The following is a 17,418-nucleotide window of genomic DNA, read 5'->3' as shown; positions in this document are numbered from 1 at the left end:
ATGACTAAATTTTATAATTATTACGTAAATTAATTAATCTAATACAAAACCCTTGTGTGAATGGCAATATATCGAATAACTTAGAATATACACCTATATCCTTCGTATCACCTTGAGAGAAGTCGACCGCTCCGTTTCTTCTTGTCACTCCCATCAAATAACCGATAGCTTTATCTGCACTTTCCAAACATTCCTTTGAAATATCTTCTATCTTTGCTGCATTCAACATAAACCACCCCAGTGTGGATGTAGCGGAGGAATCTGGTCCGCATTCGTTCCTGGTTACAGTCCAATTCCAATTGCCTTGTTGTTGAAATTTCATCGTAGCTTTTGCAAATTCACGTACACTTTCTTCTAATACAGGTTTATAGCCGTTGTTTTCTGGTAATTCATTCCAGGTATCTATAAGACCTATAGCAAACCATCCAAGACCTCTTCCCCAGCCATATAAACCTAGGGGAACTTTATCTTCTAATCTATAAGCATGACATGGTATATGACTTAAGTTTAACATTCCATATGTTTCATATTCTTTAATCTGCTTTACAGCCAAATCTATACACTCACTTTTGTTATACCTAATGCCGTAAGTCACTAAGAATGGACATATGAAACCAATAGTATCTACGTATCGATACCCCTTCATAAACTTTCTATATTCTATCGTACCATCCTCACCTATATGCTCTTGTATCATTTCCCAGGTAGCATCCAAAGCTTTTTTATATTTATCTATCTCCTCAAAATCCAGCTTCATAATAGCATAAGCAAGTATTGCTCCATCTACATACTGAGGTTTGTGTACCCACTGACCGTTAGAATCAAATTTGGAGTTCAAAAACTTTGTGATTTCATGTTTTACTGCTCTGTCATCATTATATTTCAGGTATTCAGACAACCCTAATATTAAAGATGCTTCTTGCCAATGCTGTATAGCGCTTTTCGTATAATTTCCTTTCAACATATCAATTGCTATTAATCTTGTGTTATCAGTTACCTTAATCTTTGGTGTTTTATTTAGCCACTTAACACCTATATGAGTGATTGACTGATTCCATAAGCTTTTATCCGTATATCTTCCTATTTTTATTCTTCCCAACCAATTCTTTCCTATAGGAATGAAATCAATCACTACAATAATTGCAATTACGGCAAGTAACACAAAGCACGCTGCCTGTATAACCATATAATTATGTCCTTTCTATACTACTTAAATAATGTATATAATTTTTTTATCTCCGACTCGGTTCCTAGCTCTTCATCTGATAAGTTCTTTATTAACTTATTTCTTAATTCTTCATTATGTATTAATTTCTTAATTCCCTCCGAAAGTGAGTGAGCATCCATGTCTATAATCAGCCCATTTTCTTCATTTTTAATTTGGTCTTTAGCTGTACTGAAATTTGTTAACACTATTGGTTTATGCAGTATTTTTGCTTCGTCTATTGCGATAGATTTTCCTTCGAACCTGGATGGTTGTACATATATATCTGCTTCTCTTATATACGGATAGGGATTTTCTTTCAGTCCTAACAGTAAAAAATGATCTTGAAGTTGATTTTCTTCTATCATTTTTTCTAACTTACCTCGCCCTTCCCCTTCTCCAATGATATACCACTTTATTTCATATCCATCTCCAACCAGATTCTTACATGCTTCTATAGCCAAATCAAATCCCTTTTCATGACTTAACCTTCCTACAGAAACAAGCTTTACCCCTTTACGCTCTAGATCTACCTTTTCCTGTGACATTTTATTTATCGTACTTGGAGATACGATGTTATGAATAACACCTATTTTGTCGTTATATATAGAAAATCTTTGTTTTAAAACATTGGCACATTCCTCAGACACCGTCACTATATGATCCAATGAACGAAAATAACCCATATCAATGCTAGGATCCATTCCTAATTTGTCATAATCAGTGTGTATAAAACCAATTTTCTTATTCGCATTTACTTTGTCTATACAAAAGTAAACTGGGTTTTTTTCTAAGTACCCAATCGCTACATCATACTTTTTACTTATATTCTGTAAAGATTTTGATAGATATCGCCATACTCTCTGTTCACAACGGGCTTTGTTTTTTTCACTTTTAAATATGTAACCTGCACAAACCCTTGATAAGGCTATATCTAGTCTTCCTTGTCGCAAGCATTTCATGATAGCTGCTTTTATCGGCATATCAAACAACTGATACTCAGAAGGTTCTTCCAATACATTCACTTGTTTAGGGATTTTATTAAGGAATAAACCTTCATGCTTAAATAAAAATAAATCCACATTATAGCGAGAGTAATCCATCGTATTCAACAGAGAGATTAATGACTTTTCAGCCCCACCGCAGTTCAAATTATTGATAACAAATAATACGTCTTTTTTCATAATAATCACCTTTTAAAGAATTCCGTAGAGCTTATTTATTTCTTTTTCGGTTCCTAACTTTTCTGTAGATAAATTATTTACGATTCTTTCCCTTAATTCTATATCTTTGATAAGCCTTTCAATTTCAGTTGCTATTCCTTCTTCAGACATCTCAGCAATAATTCCGTTTATTCCATGATTCATTTGATCTTTTGCAGTTTCAAAGTTGGTCACCACTATCGGTTTATGCAATATTTTTGCTTCATCAATTGCTATAGACTTACCTTCATACCTAGATGGTTGCACATATATATCTGCTTTTCGTATATAAGGATAGGGATTTTCTCGAACCCCCAAAATTGTAAAATGGTTTGATAGATGATGATCTTCTATTAAACGTTCTAATGCATCTTTTTCATTTCCATCCCCTAATACGTACCACTTTATCTTGTATCCTTTTTCAAGAAGTAACTTGCAAGATTTCACCGCTAAATCTAAACCCTTTTCATGACTTAATCTGGCGACAGTAATAATATTGGTATAATGTCTATCAAACAAACTGTCATCTTCTATATCTTCTTTAGATAAATCGTATATAATGCTAGGAGCTACTATATTATATATAATCGTAACTTTATTTTTTAGTTGTGGAAAATTTTCTTGTAACGATTTTGCACACTCTTCCGAAACCGTTATTAGATTATCTAGTTGTTCAAAATATGGATTATCAAACTGACGATCCATACCTGAATTCGAGTAGTTTGTATGTATCCATCCGGCCTTTTTTTTCGCATTCACTTTATCAACTACAAAATATATTGAAGACTTCTCAAGATAACCAATCGCTACATCGTACTCTTTCCTTAAAACTTCAAATGACTTACTTTGATATTCCCATGTATACTGTTCTGAAATAGCAGCATTCTTTATCAATCTATTCTTGATGGTGAACATTAATCTTGAATATACCAATTTAATTTGCCCATTCTTTAAAAAGCCCATTATTGAATTTTTAAGGCTCGATGCAAATATTTTATAATCACTTGGCAAATCTAATATATTTACCTCTCTTGGTATTGAATTCATGAATGTTCCTGTTTTACTAAACAAAAATAAATCTACATCATATAAACTGTAATCTATTTGTGATAGTAGATTTATCAAGCTTTTCTCTCCACCACCAGTAGATAAACTAGGCATAACAAATAGTAGTTTTTTTTTCATAATATACCCCAAATTAATTAGACAATTCTTTCAAATACTCTACTGCTTTGTAGGACATTTTCTTTACATTAGGTATAGATTGTCGTAGCTTTTGCCTTATTTCCTCTTCCTCCCGTACCATCTCATCAAATCTTGCTTTTAATTTATTACTATCAGATATCTCCTCTATATCTAAAACTAATTTTTCTTCCCCAAATATATCTTTAGATATCCCTTTGGACTTTACACTATATCCCAATACCATAGTCGGAATAAAACTAGAGTAAGCAGCTATAGTTGCATGCGTTCGAGCTCCTATAAAGAAACGCATTCTAGCTATATACCCCTTATACTGTATTGCATTTAAGTTATCTGGTAACAGAATCACTCTGCCTGTGTCCTTAAATTCTTGGTAATATTTGTAGAGAACTTCGTAATCATTGTTCCCATCTTCAATAACGTGAGGTGTAAGAGCAATCGTCATATCTGTAGTATTTAATATATGATTAATTAACTCTCTTACCGCGACTTGAGAATTCTCATTTCTATTCCATACAAGCGGGCTAAAATTAAGACCCATTGTATTTCCTTCCTGCCATCCATTAGGCAACTCCAATTCTTCTTTTTCCATTGTAAACGCAGCATCAGCACACAATTGAACATTATTTAATCCTTGTTTTATTAACATATTATAGGTAAGGCTTTCGCGTGCTAATATTAAATCAAAGAGCTTTAGATCTTCCAACTTTCTTTCAGACATATCCTCTTCTCCTATAGAACATCCCCATAGTACTAGCTTTTTCCCCTGCATTTTTACTCTTCTATCAATCTCATACCACCCAGGTTGCTCTCCATAGCAATAATTATCCCCTCCGATAGATAAACATACATCGGAACTTTTTATATGCTTTATTATGTTATGATGAATTTTCCCTAATGCATAAGACTCATCGTTAAAGAGTTTTACTTTAACTGAGGACAATAACCAATCATATGAATATTTTTTCAGACTGCGGCTAGAACCATCATATATATAATCTAACTTATTGATTACCTTATCTGTTTCAGGCCTATCTGATGCCAAACATACTTTTGCTCCATCTATTTTTTCTTTTATAATATTTGTAGAAGCTCGAACTATCGCTTCGCACCCTCTATTCAAACTGCCCCCATGGGCAAACATCATAAACTTCACACTAAATTCCTCCAGTTTTATTTATTTCTAAGCCTGCTGTAAGAGACTGCGAAGTATAACCCCACAGTAGATTTTCTTTTAATCATATTTATTAAAAATTTCTCATATCTACCAAGCTTGCTATAAGTTACTTCACAATATAGCGGCAATGCCTCTCTAACATATTTATTGCATATCATATTTTTTATGTATTCATATCTCTCACTAAACCGTATTTCCTTAGACGGTTCAAAATAAATATATACGTAGGAAATTACACTATTTATAAACTTTCTTGATTTCAATTCACGTATCTTTGCCTTATCGACCTTTTCGATGTAAATTTTCGGTAGTTCCATATTATATACTTCCACAGCTCGCTTGAAATAATCTTTTTTTGAGATATCCCGAGTTGCGCTACCCGCTACATCCCTATAATAATATCCCGTATAATCTATATATTCCATATTAGTTGCATTGCTAAAAAATTGAATATTAAACATTCCATCTTCTCCTAATGCGACCTTCTCTGGAAACTTCACATTATTTTTCGTTATTATGCTATTTTTATAAATTTTGTTTACAGCAGTATTTAAATTATCGCTTTTAAGAAAATAGGGTAGTATCTCTTTATTTATATATTCTTTTTTTAGAACGATATTAGTTGGAAATGGATATTCAATTGTTACCTTATGCCCTTCAATCTCACTTCTTAAATTTGATATAACTACATCACAATTGCTTTGTTTTGCTGAATTATACAGAGTTTCATACATATCCGCTTCTACATAATCATCAGCATCAACAAATCCAATATATTCACCATTAGCTATAAGAAGTCCTTGATTCCTTGCAATACTCACACCTTGATTTTTTTGATTTATAAGTATAATCCTGTCATCTAGTGCCCTATACTTTTCAATAATCTCTACGCTATTGTCCGTTGAACCATCATTAATAAAGATAAATTCGCAGTTATGAAGCACCTGATTTAACAGTGATTCTATACACCGAGTAATATATTTACCAGCATTATAAACCGGTATAATTACACTGACATTTCTATTCATGGGCAAATCACCCCTTTGCTTTGAATCCCTTATACTTTCATTTTTAAAAATTTTTGTAGTTGTACCAATACACTTAATAAACTTTTAAGCCTCTATAATTTCATACAACTTATTTAATTCATACTTATTACTATAATCAGTATTACTACAATTGTTAGCTAACTGCTTTCTTACGGTAGCATCCTTATACAATTTTTCTATTCCATCTGCTATTCCTTCAATGGATAATTCCGTAATATATCCGTCAACCCCATTTTTCACTTGACTGTTTGCGGTTGTATAATTTGTAATTAGGACTGGTTTTGCAAGTATCTGAGCCTCTCCTACTGTAACAGCTTTCCCCTCATATCTAGATGGTTGGACATATAAATCAGCTTCTTTTATATATGGATATGGATTAATTTGCTTTCCTAGCAATACAAAGCTATTTTCTAATTTCAAATCCCTTATTAGATTTTTAATCATTGTTTCGTCTCCACCATATCCAACTACATACCAGGCTATATTCTCATAGCCTTTATCTTTCAATATCCTTAAAGCCCTAACAGCATTATCGATTCCTTTTGCATGAGATAGTCTAGCCACAGTTATAACTTTAAAACGGTTATCAAGAAGCATAGGGGTATCTATTTCTTCATTCGCCATGTCTCTAATAAACTGCGGGGAGGTTATATTTTCCATTACTATAACCTTATTTTTTAATGCACTATATTTTTTTAAAAATGAATTTTTGCATGCCTCTGATACAGCTACAATACAATCAAATTTATTCCATACTTTTAAATCCATCTCTATATCTGTCTCAATTGTAGAATAATCTGTATGAATCCATGCTATTTTTTTCTTAGCCTTGACCTTATCTGCTACAAAATAATGCGGCCACAAATAACTAATTGCAACATCATACTCTTTATCTAGTTTAGGTAAAAATGGAATAGCATATTTCCACATTAATTGCATTTGATAATATCCTGTCTCTACTATTCCTTTAGCTTTTCCTGCAAAACGAGTATTTATCTTAGATAAAATTCTAGAAAATCCAATGCCATACTCTTTATCCTTTAAAGTTTCTCCGATTGACTTCCTAAAGGTGGTGTATTGTGGAACTTCTTCTAATAAATTTACCTTGTTACAAACTAATTCCATAAAATCCCCTTGATGTCTATACAGCATTAAATCAACAGCGTATTTTTTGTAATCAAAACCCTCAAGCATACTTATAAGGCTTCTTTCTACTCCTCCAACTTCCATATCAAATGAGGCCACCAGTATATCCTTCATATATGCCTCCTAATTTTTTGTAACAAATTTTCTTATCCGCGCTATATTTTCTCCACCTATAACCTTAGATGCTAACAGTTTTAAACCACTCTTCAATCTTGCTTTAGGTGGTAACCAACTTTTATAAAAATGATGCATTGCATATGTATTTGGAGTAATAAATTTTCTACAGTTAATATAATCATATGGAGAAAAATATGTTTGAGGATAGAAGGCTCCTATCCCACTTATTTCTTGATATTCTCCATTCAACTGTAATCCTTTATTTTTTAGTATCTCGCTTATAATGGCCACATTGGTTAAACTGTCATACTTTCCATCCTCTTTAATAAAACTTTTTACTTCGTATGAATCTAGAAACATTCTTATTAACACATTTCCTTTAGTCGCTCCTATTGTACTTGTAGCTATATAGTTCTCTTGTTCAAATCCCCAAAATGAATCATGATGTAGCATATCATCAAAAGATTTGAATACCTCCACATCCGTATCTAAGTAAATCCCTCCAAATTTATAAAGAGCGTATACTCTTACATAATCACTTACAAATGCAAATTTTTTGTGTTCATAGGCTTCCTTGACATATAAATTACAATTTATATCAAAATTATCTTCATTCCACTCAATTATTTCATAACCAGCTAAATTCTCTTTCCAGCTATCTATACATTTTTTTACTATTATAGGTTTTTCTCCTTTACCAAACCAACAATAGTGAATGATGCGTGGAATCTTTTCTGTAAATGCCAACTCAGTATCCCCTTTCTAAACTATATAGAATAATATACCTATACACCTAAATTTCCATATTTCATTGATCAACTAGTCATTAACATATTTCACCTTAAAAAACTTAGAAATTTAAAAAATTACTTTTATAAATAATGTTTAATGTTATTACATTCTCGTATGCATAGAAAATAAAATAAAATACTAATATTGCATAATAAACTAGTTTTTGGTCTTTATCAGTAAATAATTTTATAATCCATGAAATTAAAATTAATTGGTATAATCCAAAATATATAGAAAATCTTGCAAAAATCCAATTTTGTGTTGAAATTATCATGAATACAAGTCCTAATATAGACATATTTACTACATAGTCACTTTTAGGAAATATTTCCCTAAGTTTCTCTCTTCCAATGTAAGCAATAATAATTGGAGGAATATTAACTCCAACTCTAAGTATATTTGCTCCGCCCTCAGAAAAGTTCTTGTAATCTCCATACTGACTATCTCCTATGACTGAGAATAACGTATCTAAAAATTGATTAAACCCTATAACTATGAATACAGAGCAAAAAAGAGTTACATACGTTTCCCATGACCATGCTTTTCTCCTAATCATAAAATATATTGGAATAAGGATAAGTGCAGTTTGATGTATTGTTGATGCAAATAGAATAATTAAAATATACTTTTTCCAGTTACCTTCAAATATATATTTTGTTGCAGCAAAAATAATTGCTGCTGCAAGAAATTGCCTTATCCCATTCATTGATATTAAATACATTCCACCTGTTATATATACATATAAACTTAATTCAAACATTCTTGTATATTTATATAAAACCAACACAATAAGCACATTTGTTATCAGTGCCGTTACAAAAATCAATATTTGAGGGTCATTAGAGAACTGTTTTAAAATCATCTGAAGCACATTAAAACCCATATCTTTTCCTTCTTTTATATGTTCCCAATCAAACGTATCTTTTTTATAAGAATACATATAAAAAAAAGTATCCCCGATATTATTACGGAGACCAGACACCATTACAAGAATAACTATTGTCAAAAATACTAACAGCTTATTGGGCTTTGATTGAACAATGTGTGGTCCCATTATTACAGGAGTAGAAAAATATCTTGCTAAAAAAGAAAGAATATAAACTAAAGCCAGCGTAACCCAAAGTATAAACATTTTTAAATTCCTTTCATATTACAGATTGTAAATATAAAACTCTTTGCTATTCTTTAACCAAATAATTCAATAATATAGCCTGTCAGTCCTATATTTCTCTTACAATCTAAATACATGTGACAATAAAATACATAGTTAATTAAAGACCTACTATTTATTTTTCAAAACAGTAGCTTTACTTGTCTTTTGAATATAAAAATGAAGCATAATCCCAAAAGGTGTAGCCACCAAAGTAATAAATTTACATGGGGACTCAATGAGAAATTTATAGTTTTTGATCATCAAGTTGCTAGATACATAATGTATAGATTCTCGAAATTTTTCTTTTAATGTAGGAGCATATTTCATAGCAACTTTTCTAAAGAATGAGAACCCTTGGGGATTCTTTCTATATTGCTTAATAATGTTCATGCTAGATCCATCTGCTAAATACTCAACATGACAAAGAACTTTATTCATGATGAGTAACGGATGCTCTTGATCAATAAGAATATATTTATAACTTAGAGGACAGTACTTTTCGCCCGAGAATATTGGATATGGTGGGGTTTTTCGTGTTAACTCTGATCGATAAACTAACTTTTTATCACCTGTGACTTTATATTTCGCATGCAAATCTGTCAGTTTAGATTCCTTCACATGTTCCGGCATCATCGTTCCAATAACTTTTCCATTTGGATTAGCGTCTAATCCTATTATGCCAGCGTAATCATTACTTCCATACTCCTTCCAAAAACGAGTGATATTTTCAACGGCATCATCCGCCATATAATCATCAGAATCAATACAAACATTAAGTTCCGTATCAATTAATTCGTAAGCAGTATTATGTGCCCCGTGCATTCCCTGATTCTCTTGATAATGATACTGAATTGAGATACTGCCTTGGGAAATCCAATTTTCTATTAACTCTCTTGTATCATCTGTAGATCCATCATCAATAATTAACCAAACAAAATCCTTACTTGTCTGTCGCTTTAAACTTTCATAACATAAATGCAGCGTGTAAGCACGGTTAAATGTAGGTGTAAAAATTGTAAGAATAGGTTTCAATTTACATCTCTCCATCAATCATCTAATCTATTAAAATTCATCCCCTAATATTGTTAATATACTATTTAATACTAATCTATCAGGTCTTACATATTCATGGTAATATCTATAATTGTTAATCATCATTTGATATCTATAATTTTCATCATTTGATAAAGTATATATTTGATTTATACATTCTTCTGGTGTTTTAAAAACAAGATAATTTTGACCATCACGAAAATCACCGGGGACCTCATAATGTAATTCTTCTGTTACTATAGCCTTGCTTGCTGCAACATACTCTGCAAATTTCCAACCAATAGATTGATGTAATCCCATAGTTGCAATACAAATTGCAGATTCTTTTACCTTTCTTAGGTAATTATTCCGTTCAGTAGCTTTTCCGTCTTCTATAACAATATCTGCATAATTTTTATATACAAATTCTGATGGTGCTACTCCTCCATAAAATTTATCTCCAAACTCTTTTCGACAAAGTCTAATGCATGTTGCTCGAAAATCATTAATATATGCACGTTCTTCCTTTTTATTCGAAGAAATTTGTCCTTCATAATCTCCATTTACATCCCATAGCCTAGCCATAAAAAGAATTTTTGAATCTATTTCCTTATGAGGTATATCTTCAAAAGAATTAATACGATATAAACCATTGTAATATTGAGACAACGGAACCTTCCGTATTATTTTCTTAATTTTCTCCCTAAGTGGATCTTGAGGCGTCGGTGAATGTGCAATATTTCCAGGTATTGTAACCATATAATTTAATCCAAGAGGATAAATTTTTTCCTTATGCCTTAACTTTGAATTATAAAAGCTATTAAAACTTCGCTTAAAGTAAAAGTCGTATTTTTCTAACAACACATTCATAAACTCAACATAATCCTGATTTTGCTTAAGCAAATTATCATAACCATCATTAACATCATATAACACTCGAGTTTTCCCGTTGATTATAATTTCCATCATATTGTAGGGTAATTGATCTTGATGATTCTTACTAAGTTTCTCTATCCTCAAGTCTATTACTCCTTGTCGAGCAAGTAGAACAAAACCTGCAGTTATATTATAGAGATGCAGCGGAACTTCTCCTAGCCTAAGACAACATGAAACTCTTGACATCATTGTGCTCCTTTTTAATCCTTTAGACATTATTTAAAATATAGAAGTTACTATTAATTAAAGCGCTTGAAGATAAAAATTCTCAAGCCAAGTAGCCGATTTACTTATATCATATCCTTCTTTCTTGATATACCCTTCTACATCTTGCATACGTTTATTGACATCCAATATATCCTGCGCCCATATTTCGGGGGAGGTATTTATGCTTTCAAAACTCACTAGACCTGCTCCCATGTCTACTTCTTTAGTTATCGCATCCGAGATCACACAAGATAACCCAGCTCCTTGCGCTTCTATAAGAGTAACAGGCAATCCTTCATGAATCGATGGGAATGCAAATACATCAAAAGCTTGAAGTAAATGGTCGATATCGCTCCTTATGCCAAGAAACTTTACATTAGCCCCTAAATTTAATTCTTCCACTTTTTGTTCAATCTTTACCCGTAACGGACCATCCCCCACCAAAACAAGAACGGAATCTCTTCTAAGTTTAACTAACTGAGCAAACACTTCTATAAGGAATCCATGATTTTTTTGATGCGCAAACCTCCCTACATGCCCTACTACAAAGTTATCAACTGTAAGATTTAGTTCCTCTCTTATCTGTTTTCTAATTTCGGGGGAAAATGAAAACTTTTCAGGCTCAATTCCATTTTTTAAAATCGTGGCAGTATCTGTTTCACCTGCAAATAACCAGCGAGATGCTGCATCCGAGCATGCTAGAAGATGTGTCGCACTTCTTAATATATACTTCCCTGCATACCACTTATATACTTTCGCAGCAACTCCACCTTCACTGCTAGTATTGTGACTATGTGCGATACGAACTGGTATACCGGCTTTCTTAGCTGCACGTAACACAAATCCACTCATCTTATCCATGTGTGAGTGTACAATCTTATATTCTTGATGAGATTCAAAAAAATTATCTAAAGACTTTATGTATTCGTTATGACCACCATCAGTAATATATGGAATCCTGTGCACTTTCCCACCTAATTCTGATATTTCTGTATCGAAAACACCTTCCTTACAAGTAAGAAAATCAAACTGCACTTTATTTCGATCTATATTCCGGTACAAGTTCATAATAAGGGTTTCTGCACCACCACGGTTCATATTGACTACAACATGTAAGATTCTTAATGGACAATCCAATCTAACGCCTCCGTTCCACTCATAAACATGGTGTAAATATAGCTCTTTTCTTCTAATACTTTATTGACGGCATAATTATTTTTAATAATCTCACGACCAGACTCTCCGAATATGCCTTGTAAGCTACTATTTTCAGCAAGATATTTTATCTTTTCTGCCATTGTCTGTATGTCTTCACGACCTACTGTCCAACCATTTACACCATTTTGAATTAACTCTTTATGGCCCCTGTTCTCACTAGCTATAACAGGCAATCCGCAAGCCATCGCTTCCATAATATTAACTGGTAACCCCTCACGTAGACTGGATGCAACAGAAATATCACAAATAGGTAAAATTTTTGCAATATCATTCCTATAACCAAGGAAATCTATCATTTCAAATACGCCCATTTGTTTAGCTAAATTTTTGCAATCATTTATCAAAGGACCATTCCCAGCCAATAGAAGCCTCGCATTGGGAACATGATCTTTTATTAAGGCCAATGAACGAATCAAAAACTGCTGATTTTTATTTTTATTAAACTCAGCCGCATAAAACATTAAAAAATCATCCGGTTTATAACCCATCTCAATCCTTAGAAAATTCTTTTGAGCCTCACTAACTGGTTTAAAATATTCTGTGTCCACTCCCACCCCATGAATTTGTTCAATTTTAGGTACTTTAAACTTTCGCTGAACAGCCAAGTTATAATCTTCTTGGTTAATTGTAATGAGGCAATCTGTATAATTTGCTAGCATTTTTTCAATTGGATAATATAACAGCCAATTTGCAAGCGGGGCACCTTTACAAAAATGAAATCCATGCGCAGTATATAAAACTTTTGTTCCATGCTTTCTAGATTTTCTTGCTGCCAAACGTGCAACGGCTCCCCCCATCGGGGTATGACAATGAATAATTTTATATTGATTTTCATCAATAATATCTTTCAGCTCTTTATAAGCCTTAATATTCTTAAATTGCAAAGGTGACCTTTGAATAGAAATGTCATACTTCTTATCCACATATGGGAGTTCTATGTTGCCAGCAGCAGCAACATGGACTTCCCAGCCTTGTTCTTTAAACCATTTCATATACGGCAAATGAAATGCTTTAAAGTGAAAGTCTACCGTCGCACAAAATAATACTTTATTTTCCATATATATATCACCCTACAATTGTTATATTGTAACTAACCACCTGTGCATACTTCATTCTCATTTCTCTACATAGTAAAACATAAGTCTAAGCATATATATGCAGATCAAAATCCATATTTATATCATATTTCGTGGAGTTATATGACTATTTGCCAATGTCAATACACGTTTTCTTAATTCCGTCTTCTCGAGATTCTTATAAGTTTGGAGAACTGCTTCAATTTCGTTTATACAAAGGTTCGATGTTTTACCTATATAAATTTTAGGATGAATTTGTTGTTCATGTATTTCTTCTTTTTTCAATAGTTCTTCAAAGAGCTTCTCTCCAGGTCTTATTCCAGTGAACTCTATTTGTATTTCTTCTAGCGAATTTCCTGATAATGTAATTAAATTTTTCGCAAGATCTACTATTTTCACAGGATCTCCCATATCTAACACAAATATTTCTCCACCTTTAGCTAATGCACCAGCCTGTATTACAAGCTTGGACGCCTCTGGAATTGTCATAAAGTAACGAATCATATCTGGATGTGTAACCGTAACTGGACCACCCTGCTTAATTTGTTTTTTAAACAACGGTATAACACTACCGCGGCTTCCTAATACATTACCAAATCTTACAGCCACAAACTTTGTATTACTTGTTTTGTCCAAGTTTTGAATTACCATTTCAGCAAGCCTTTTTGTTGCTCCCATTACACTTGTCGGATTCACAGCTTTATCTGTAGAAATCATTACAAACGTCTCGACCCCATTCCAGCTTGCCGCTTTTGCCACGTTTGTTGTCCCAATTAAATTGTTTTTGATAGCTTCTTCGGGGTTACGTTCCATCAATGGTACATGCTTATGTGCAGCGGCATGATAAACAACTTGAGGCTGATATTGACTCATTACTGACATCATTTTCAGATCATCCTGTACATCAGCAATTTCTGTGGTAACGACAATATCTGTGTCACCGTATAGCTCTTTCAATTCCATTTCGATAGAATAAATACTATTTTCACCATGACCTAATAAAATCAATTGTTTTGGGTTGAATTTTGCAATTTGACGACAAATTTCAGATCCAATTGAACCACCAGCACCAGTTACTAAAATAATTTTATTAGTAATAAATTCTGAAATACTTTCAATATCCAATTCAACAGGATCACGTCCTAATAAATCGTCTACTTGGACATCACGAAATTCATTCACTGAAACTTTTCCAGTCACTAAATCCTCTAGCATTGGAAGAATTTGTGTTTTTATTTTTGTCTTGGAACATTCTTGAAAAATCATATTTAATGCTTTCTTGCTAAGTGAAGGAATTGCTATTATGATGCTATCGATATCTAATTGCTGAACAGCAAATTCAATACGGTCAATTCCTCCAATTACCGGTATTCCAAGAATATCCAACCCTTGTTTCTTTATATTATCATCTATAAATGCCACAGGCAGTAATTCAGTATCATTACTATTCAAAAGTTGCCTTACAACCATTGTACCTGCAGAACCCGCACCAATAATTAGTGTTCTTTTTTTGTCCTCCCCTTTTTGAATATAAGCATCTCTGAACATCCGCCATAGAAAACGTGATCCTCCAATCAGTAAAATATGAATCATCCACGTTACAACAAGAAGACGGAAATAAATATCTTGAACCAATATTTGTTGTACTACTGCTGTTGTGATAACAGAAAGTGTGATTGCTTTTAAAATAATTAGCAATTCTCCTACACTTGCATACTCCCATGCTTTTTTATAAAGCTTATAAATAAAAGAAAAAATATGATGGCTAAATAGCAGCGTCATTGCACTCACTACGATGGGAAATGTTATGACATTGAAATCAGCACTTACTAAGAAGCGACTAAAGAAAACCGTAGTTAATACGATTAAGGAATCAATTAAAATTAATAAGGATAATCTCTGGCGATACGTCATAATAGGCCCCCCTCTCTAAATTTTTTATATATAACAAAAGGAAATCCTCATAATTGTTATCTTAGAATTAAAAGATTTATATATTGAATATGTCTAGCTAAACATATAGACAAGGAAAATAATCAATAACCAACTAATACAAAGTTCCTATCTACAAAATCCTTTAGAAAGACTTTCTAGACAAGAACTTCAAATAAGTTTGGGCATCCAACCCTCCCTCACACCACACTCTTGACGACTAACGTCTAAGGTTCTTCAACCCACAGTATGATCGAGTGTCTCCATTGATAGTGGTAAGGAGACATCACCGTACCCTATAATTTTTTATAGGTGGTCTTTCATTCTCTACTATAAAATATATGAAAAGCTTCTCATCCTTACGTCACCCATTAGGAAAGCGCTGTATTATTATTTTATGTATAATCAATTCTAATAAATCTCTTATACTTTTTTATTTAGAATAGCACCTACAAGCTTTCCTTTTGTTAAATCTAAGGCCCTATTCGCTTCAACAACTGCTTCACTAGCAGTTTGATAGCAACTTAACACCAATAATACCCCATCACATTGACTAGCTAGTATATTTGTATCTATAACCTCAAGAAGGGGCGGAGAATCAAATAAAATAATGTCATACTGCTCTATTGCTTTGCTAATTAAATTTTGCATAGATGGTAAACTAAGCATCTCAGCTGGATTATTAATTTCGGGACCACTTGTCAATATATGTACATTTTTGATTTCTGTCTGCATTACCACTTTTTCTAATGCTGCTTTTCCCTCCAAAACATTTGTTAATCCAGATTTATTTTCCATTCCAAAAATCGCATGTAGTTCCGGAGTTCGCAAATCCGCATCAACAACTAAGACTTTTTCATCTCGCTGAGCCATAGAAACCGCCAAATTTGCCACAGTGGTGGTTTTACCTTCTCCATATCCAGGAGAAGTAATAATTATAGTCCTTGTTTTGTCCGTGCCAATTGCAAATTGAAGGTTAGTACGAATTGTTCGATATTCCTCAGCCATCTTCGATTTCGGAGCGATATGAGCAATTAAATGACTATTATCAAGGATACGGCTTTGCTTTTTATTATGAATCAAATGTTTTCCCCTCCACTATTACACTTTCTCTCTTACTTGTTTTATCTACTATATTATTTTTCTTCATTTGAGAAACACTTCCTAAAACGGGAACCGGTAATAATTTTTCAATGTTACGTTCCGATTTAATTGTTTCATCAAGAGAATCCAATACAAAGACTACTCCGATACTCAGTATAAGACCGGCAGCCAAGGCCATCTCAATCGCTTTTGCATGATTCAAGTTTATCGGTAAAGGATGCTCTTTTACTTTTGCTTCTGTTAAGATGCGGACATTCGAAAAATTTAGGATAGCATTGGCTTCTTCTTTATAAACATTTGCTGTAGCATTGGCAATTTTGACTGCCTGGGCTGGATTAGTATCCACAGCCGTAATAACAAAAACCTGTGACTCTTCAATCTTTCCAACACTAACCTGTCCATTCAATGCATCTGCTGATTTTTGCGAATTTAATTGCTGGGCCACTTTCTCTAAAACAATAGGTTCCTTTATCATCACTTTAAGTGTAGCTATAGCATCAGCATTAGCTGGAATGAGGATTCTTGCAGAAGACGCATATAAAGGCGTTTTCATGAAAATGCTATATATACCACCAATACATGCCGCTAATATCGTAATTACTGCAATAATCCAAAATTTTCTTTTTATAACATTAAATAAATTTTTTAAGTTTATTTCCTTTTCCATGTTTCCCCTCCATTACTGTCTATTTAACTAATAAAAAAGCTAATCGCTGGTAAATCAAATCGTATAACCTAAGTTAATTTTGATTATATCGAACATAATTTACTAAATCGTAAGTAGAATGAATTTTCCGAGTATACATTCCATTCGGAAAATTCATACCTTGTTTCTTTAATCTTAATATACTCATTTAATATTCATTTTAG

15 protein-coding genes are annotated in these 17,418 nt (G+C 32.7%); all 15 read right to left on the bottom strand.

All coding sequences use genetic code 11. From position 1 onward, the window contains the following. Positions 1-4: 4 nt before the first annotated feature. Entirely contained in the window at positions 5-1,186 is a 1,182-nt protein-coding gene (locus tag BG05_RS05580) for a glycoside hydrolase family 88 protein (RefSeq protein WP_002184576.1), read from the bottom strand. A 20-nt stretch (positions 1,187-1,206) separates the two neighbouring features. Then, positions 1,207-2,388, bottom strand: a complete 1,182-nt coding sequence (locus tag BG05_RS05575) for a glycosyltransferase (protein WP_002184575.1) — start codon at positions 2,386-2,388, stop codon at positions 1,207-1,209. Between the two features lie 12 nt (positions 2,389-2,400). Then, on the bottom strand, positions 2,401-3,591 hold the full coding sequence (locus BG05_RS05570) for a glycosyltransferase (RefSeq protein WP_033734336.1): 1,191 nt from the start codon (positions 3,589-3,591) through the stop codon (positions 2,401-2,403). Between the two features lie 13 nt (positions 3,592-3,604). Then, entirely contained in the window at positions 3,605-4,765 is a 1,161-nt protein-coding gene (locus BG05_RS05565; protein ID WP_002184572.1) for a polysaccharide pyruvyl transferase family protein, read from the bottom strand. Between the two features lie 17 nt (positions 4,766-4,782). Further along, entirely contained in the window at positions 4,783-5,814 is a 1,032-nt protein-coding gene (locus BG05_RS05560; protein WP_002184571.1) for a glycosyltransferase, read from the bottom strand. 84 nt (positions 5,815-5,898) lie between these two features. After that, positions 5,899-7,095: a glycosyltransferase gene (locus tag BG05_RS05555; protein WP_002184570.1), complete on the bottom strand. Its 1,197-nt coding sequence runs from the start codon at positions 7,093-7,095 to the stop codon at positions 5,899-5,901. A 9-nt stretch (positions 7,096-7,104) separates the two neighbouring features. Then, positions 7,105-7,845 carry a glycosyltransferase family 32 protein gene (locus BG05_RS05550; RefSeq protein ID WP_002184569.1) on the bottom strand — a complete coding sequence of 247 codons (741 nt, stop codon included), beginning with the start codon at positions 7,843-7,845 and terminating at the stop codon, positions 7,105-7,107. 103 nt (positions 7,846-7,948) lie between these two features. Beyond that, positions 7,949-9,022: an EpsG family protein gene (locus BG05_RS05545; protein WP_002184568.1), complete on the bottom strand. Its 1,074-nt coding sequence runs from the start codon at positions 9,020-9,022 to the stop codon at positions 7,949-7,951. Positions 9,023-9,172: 150 nt separating this feature from the next. Further along, positions 9,173-10,075 carry a glycosyltransferase family A protein gene (locus BG05_RS05540; RefSeq protein ID WP_002184567.1) on the bottom strand — a complete coding sequence of 301 codons (903 nt, stop codon included), beginning with the start codon at positions 10,073-10,075 and terminating at the stop codon, positions 9,173-9,175. A 30-nt stretch (positions 10,076-10,105) separates the two neighbouring features. Next, positions 10,106-11,197, bottom strand: coding sequence for a hypothetical protein (locus tag BG05_RS05535; protein ID WP_002184566.1), 1,092 nt, complete (start codon positions 11,195-11,197; stop codon positions 10,106-10,108). A 57-nt stretch (positions 11,198-11,254) separates the two neighbouring features. Next, a complete protein-coding gene (locus BG05_RS05530; protein ID WP_002184565.1) occupies positions 11,255-12,355 on the bottom strand; it encodes a glycosyltransferase family 1 protein in 1,101 nt (366 codons plus the stop codon). After that, a complete protein-coding gene (locus BG05_RS05525; RefSeq protein WP_002184564.1) occupies positions 12,340-13,494 on the bottom strand; it encodes a glycosyltransferase family 4 protein in 1,155 nt (384 codons plus the stop codon). The genes BG05_RS05530 and BG05_RS05525 overlap by 16 nt, the downstream gene beginning before the upstream one ends. Before the next feature lie 117 nt (positions 13,495-13,611). Next, positions 13,612-15,426, bottom strand: a complete 1,815-nt coding sequence (locus tag BG05_RS05520; protein ID WP_002184563.1) for a polysaccharide biosynthesis protein — start codon at positions 15,424-15,426, stop codon at positions 13,612-13,614. A 441-nt stretch (positions 15,427-15,867) separates the two neighbouring features. Continuing rightward, positions 15,868-16,527, bottom strand: coding sequence for a CpsD/CapB family tyrosine-protein kinase (locus tag BG05_RS05515; protein ID WP_002184562.1), 660 nt, complete (start codon positions 16,525-16,527; stop codon positions 15,868-15,870). After that, complete coding sequence (locus tag BG05_RS05510) at positions 16,517-17,215, bottom strand: YveK family protein (protein ID WP_002184561.1); 699 nt, start codon at positions 17,213-17,215, stop codon at positions 16,517-16,519. Before BG05_RS05510 ends, BG05_RS05515 begins: the two co-directional genes overlap by 11 nt. Between the last annotated feature and the right edge of the window lie 203 nt (positions 17,216-17,418).

It is taken from the genome of Bacillus mycoides (assembly GCF_000832605.1).
GTDB lineage: Bacteria > Bacillota > Bacilli > Bacillales > Bacillaceae_G > Bacillus_A > Bacillus_A mycoides.
Note: the sequence above shows the minus strand (reverse complement) of the source record. Positions and strands in the feature narration are given on the sequence as shown.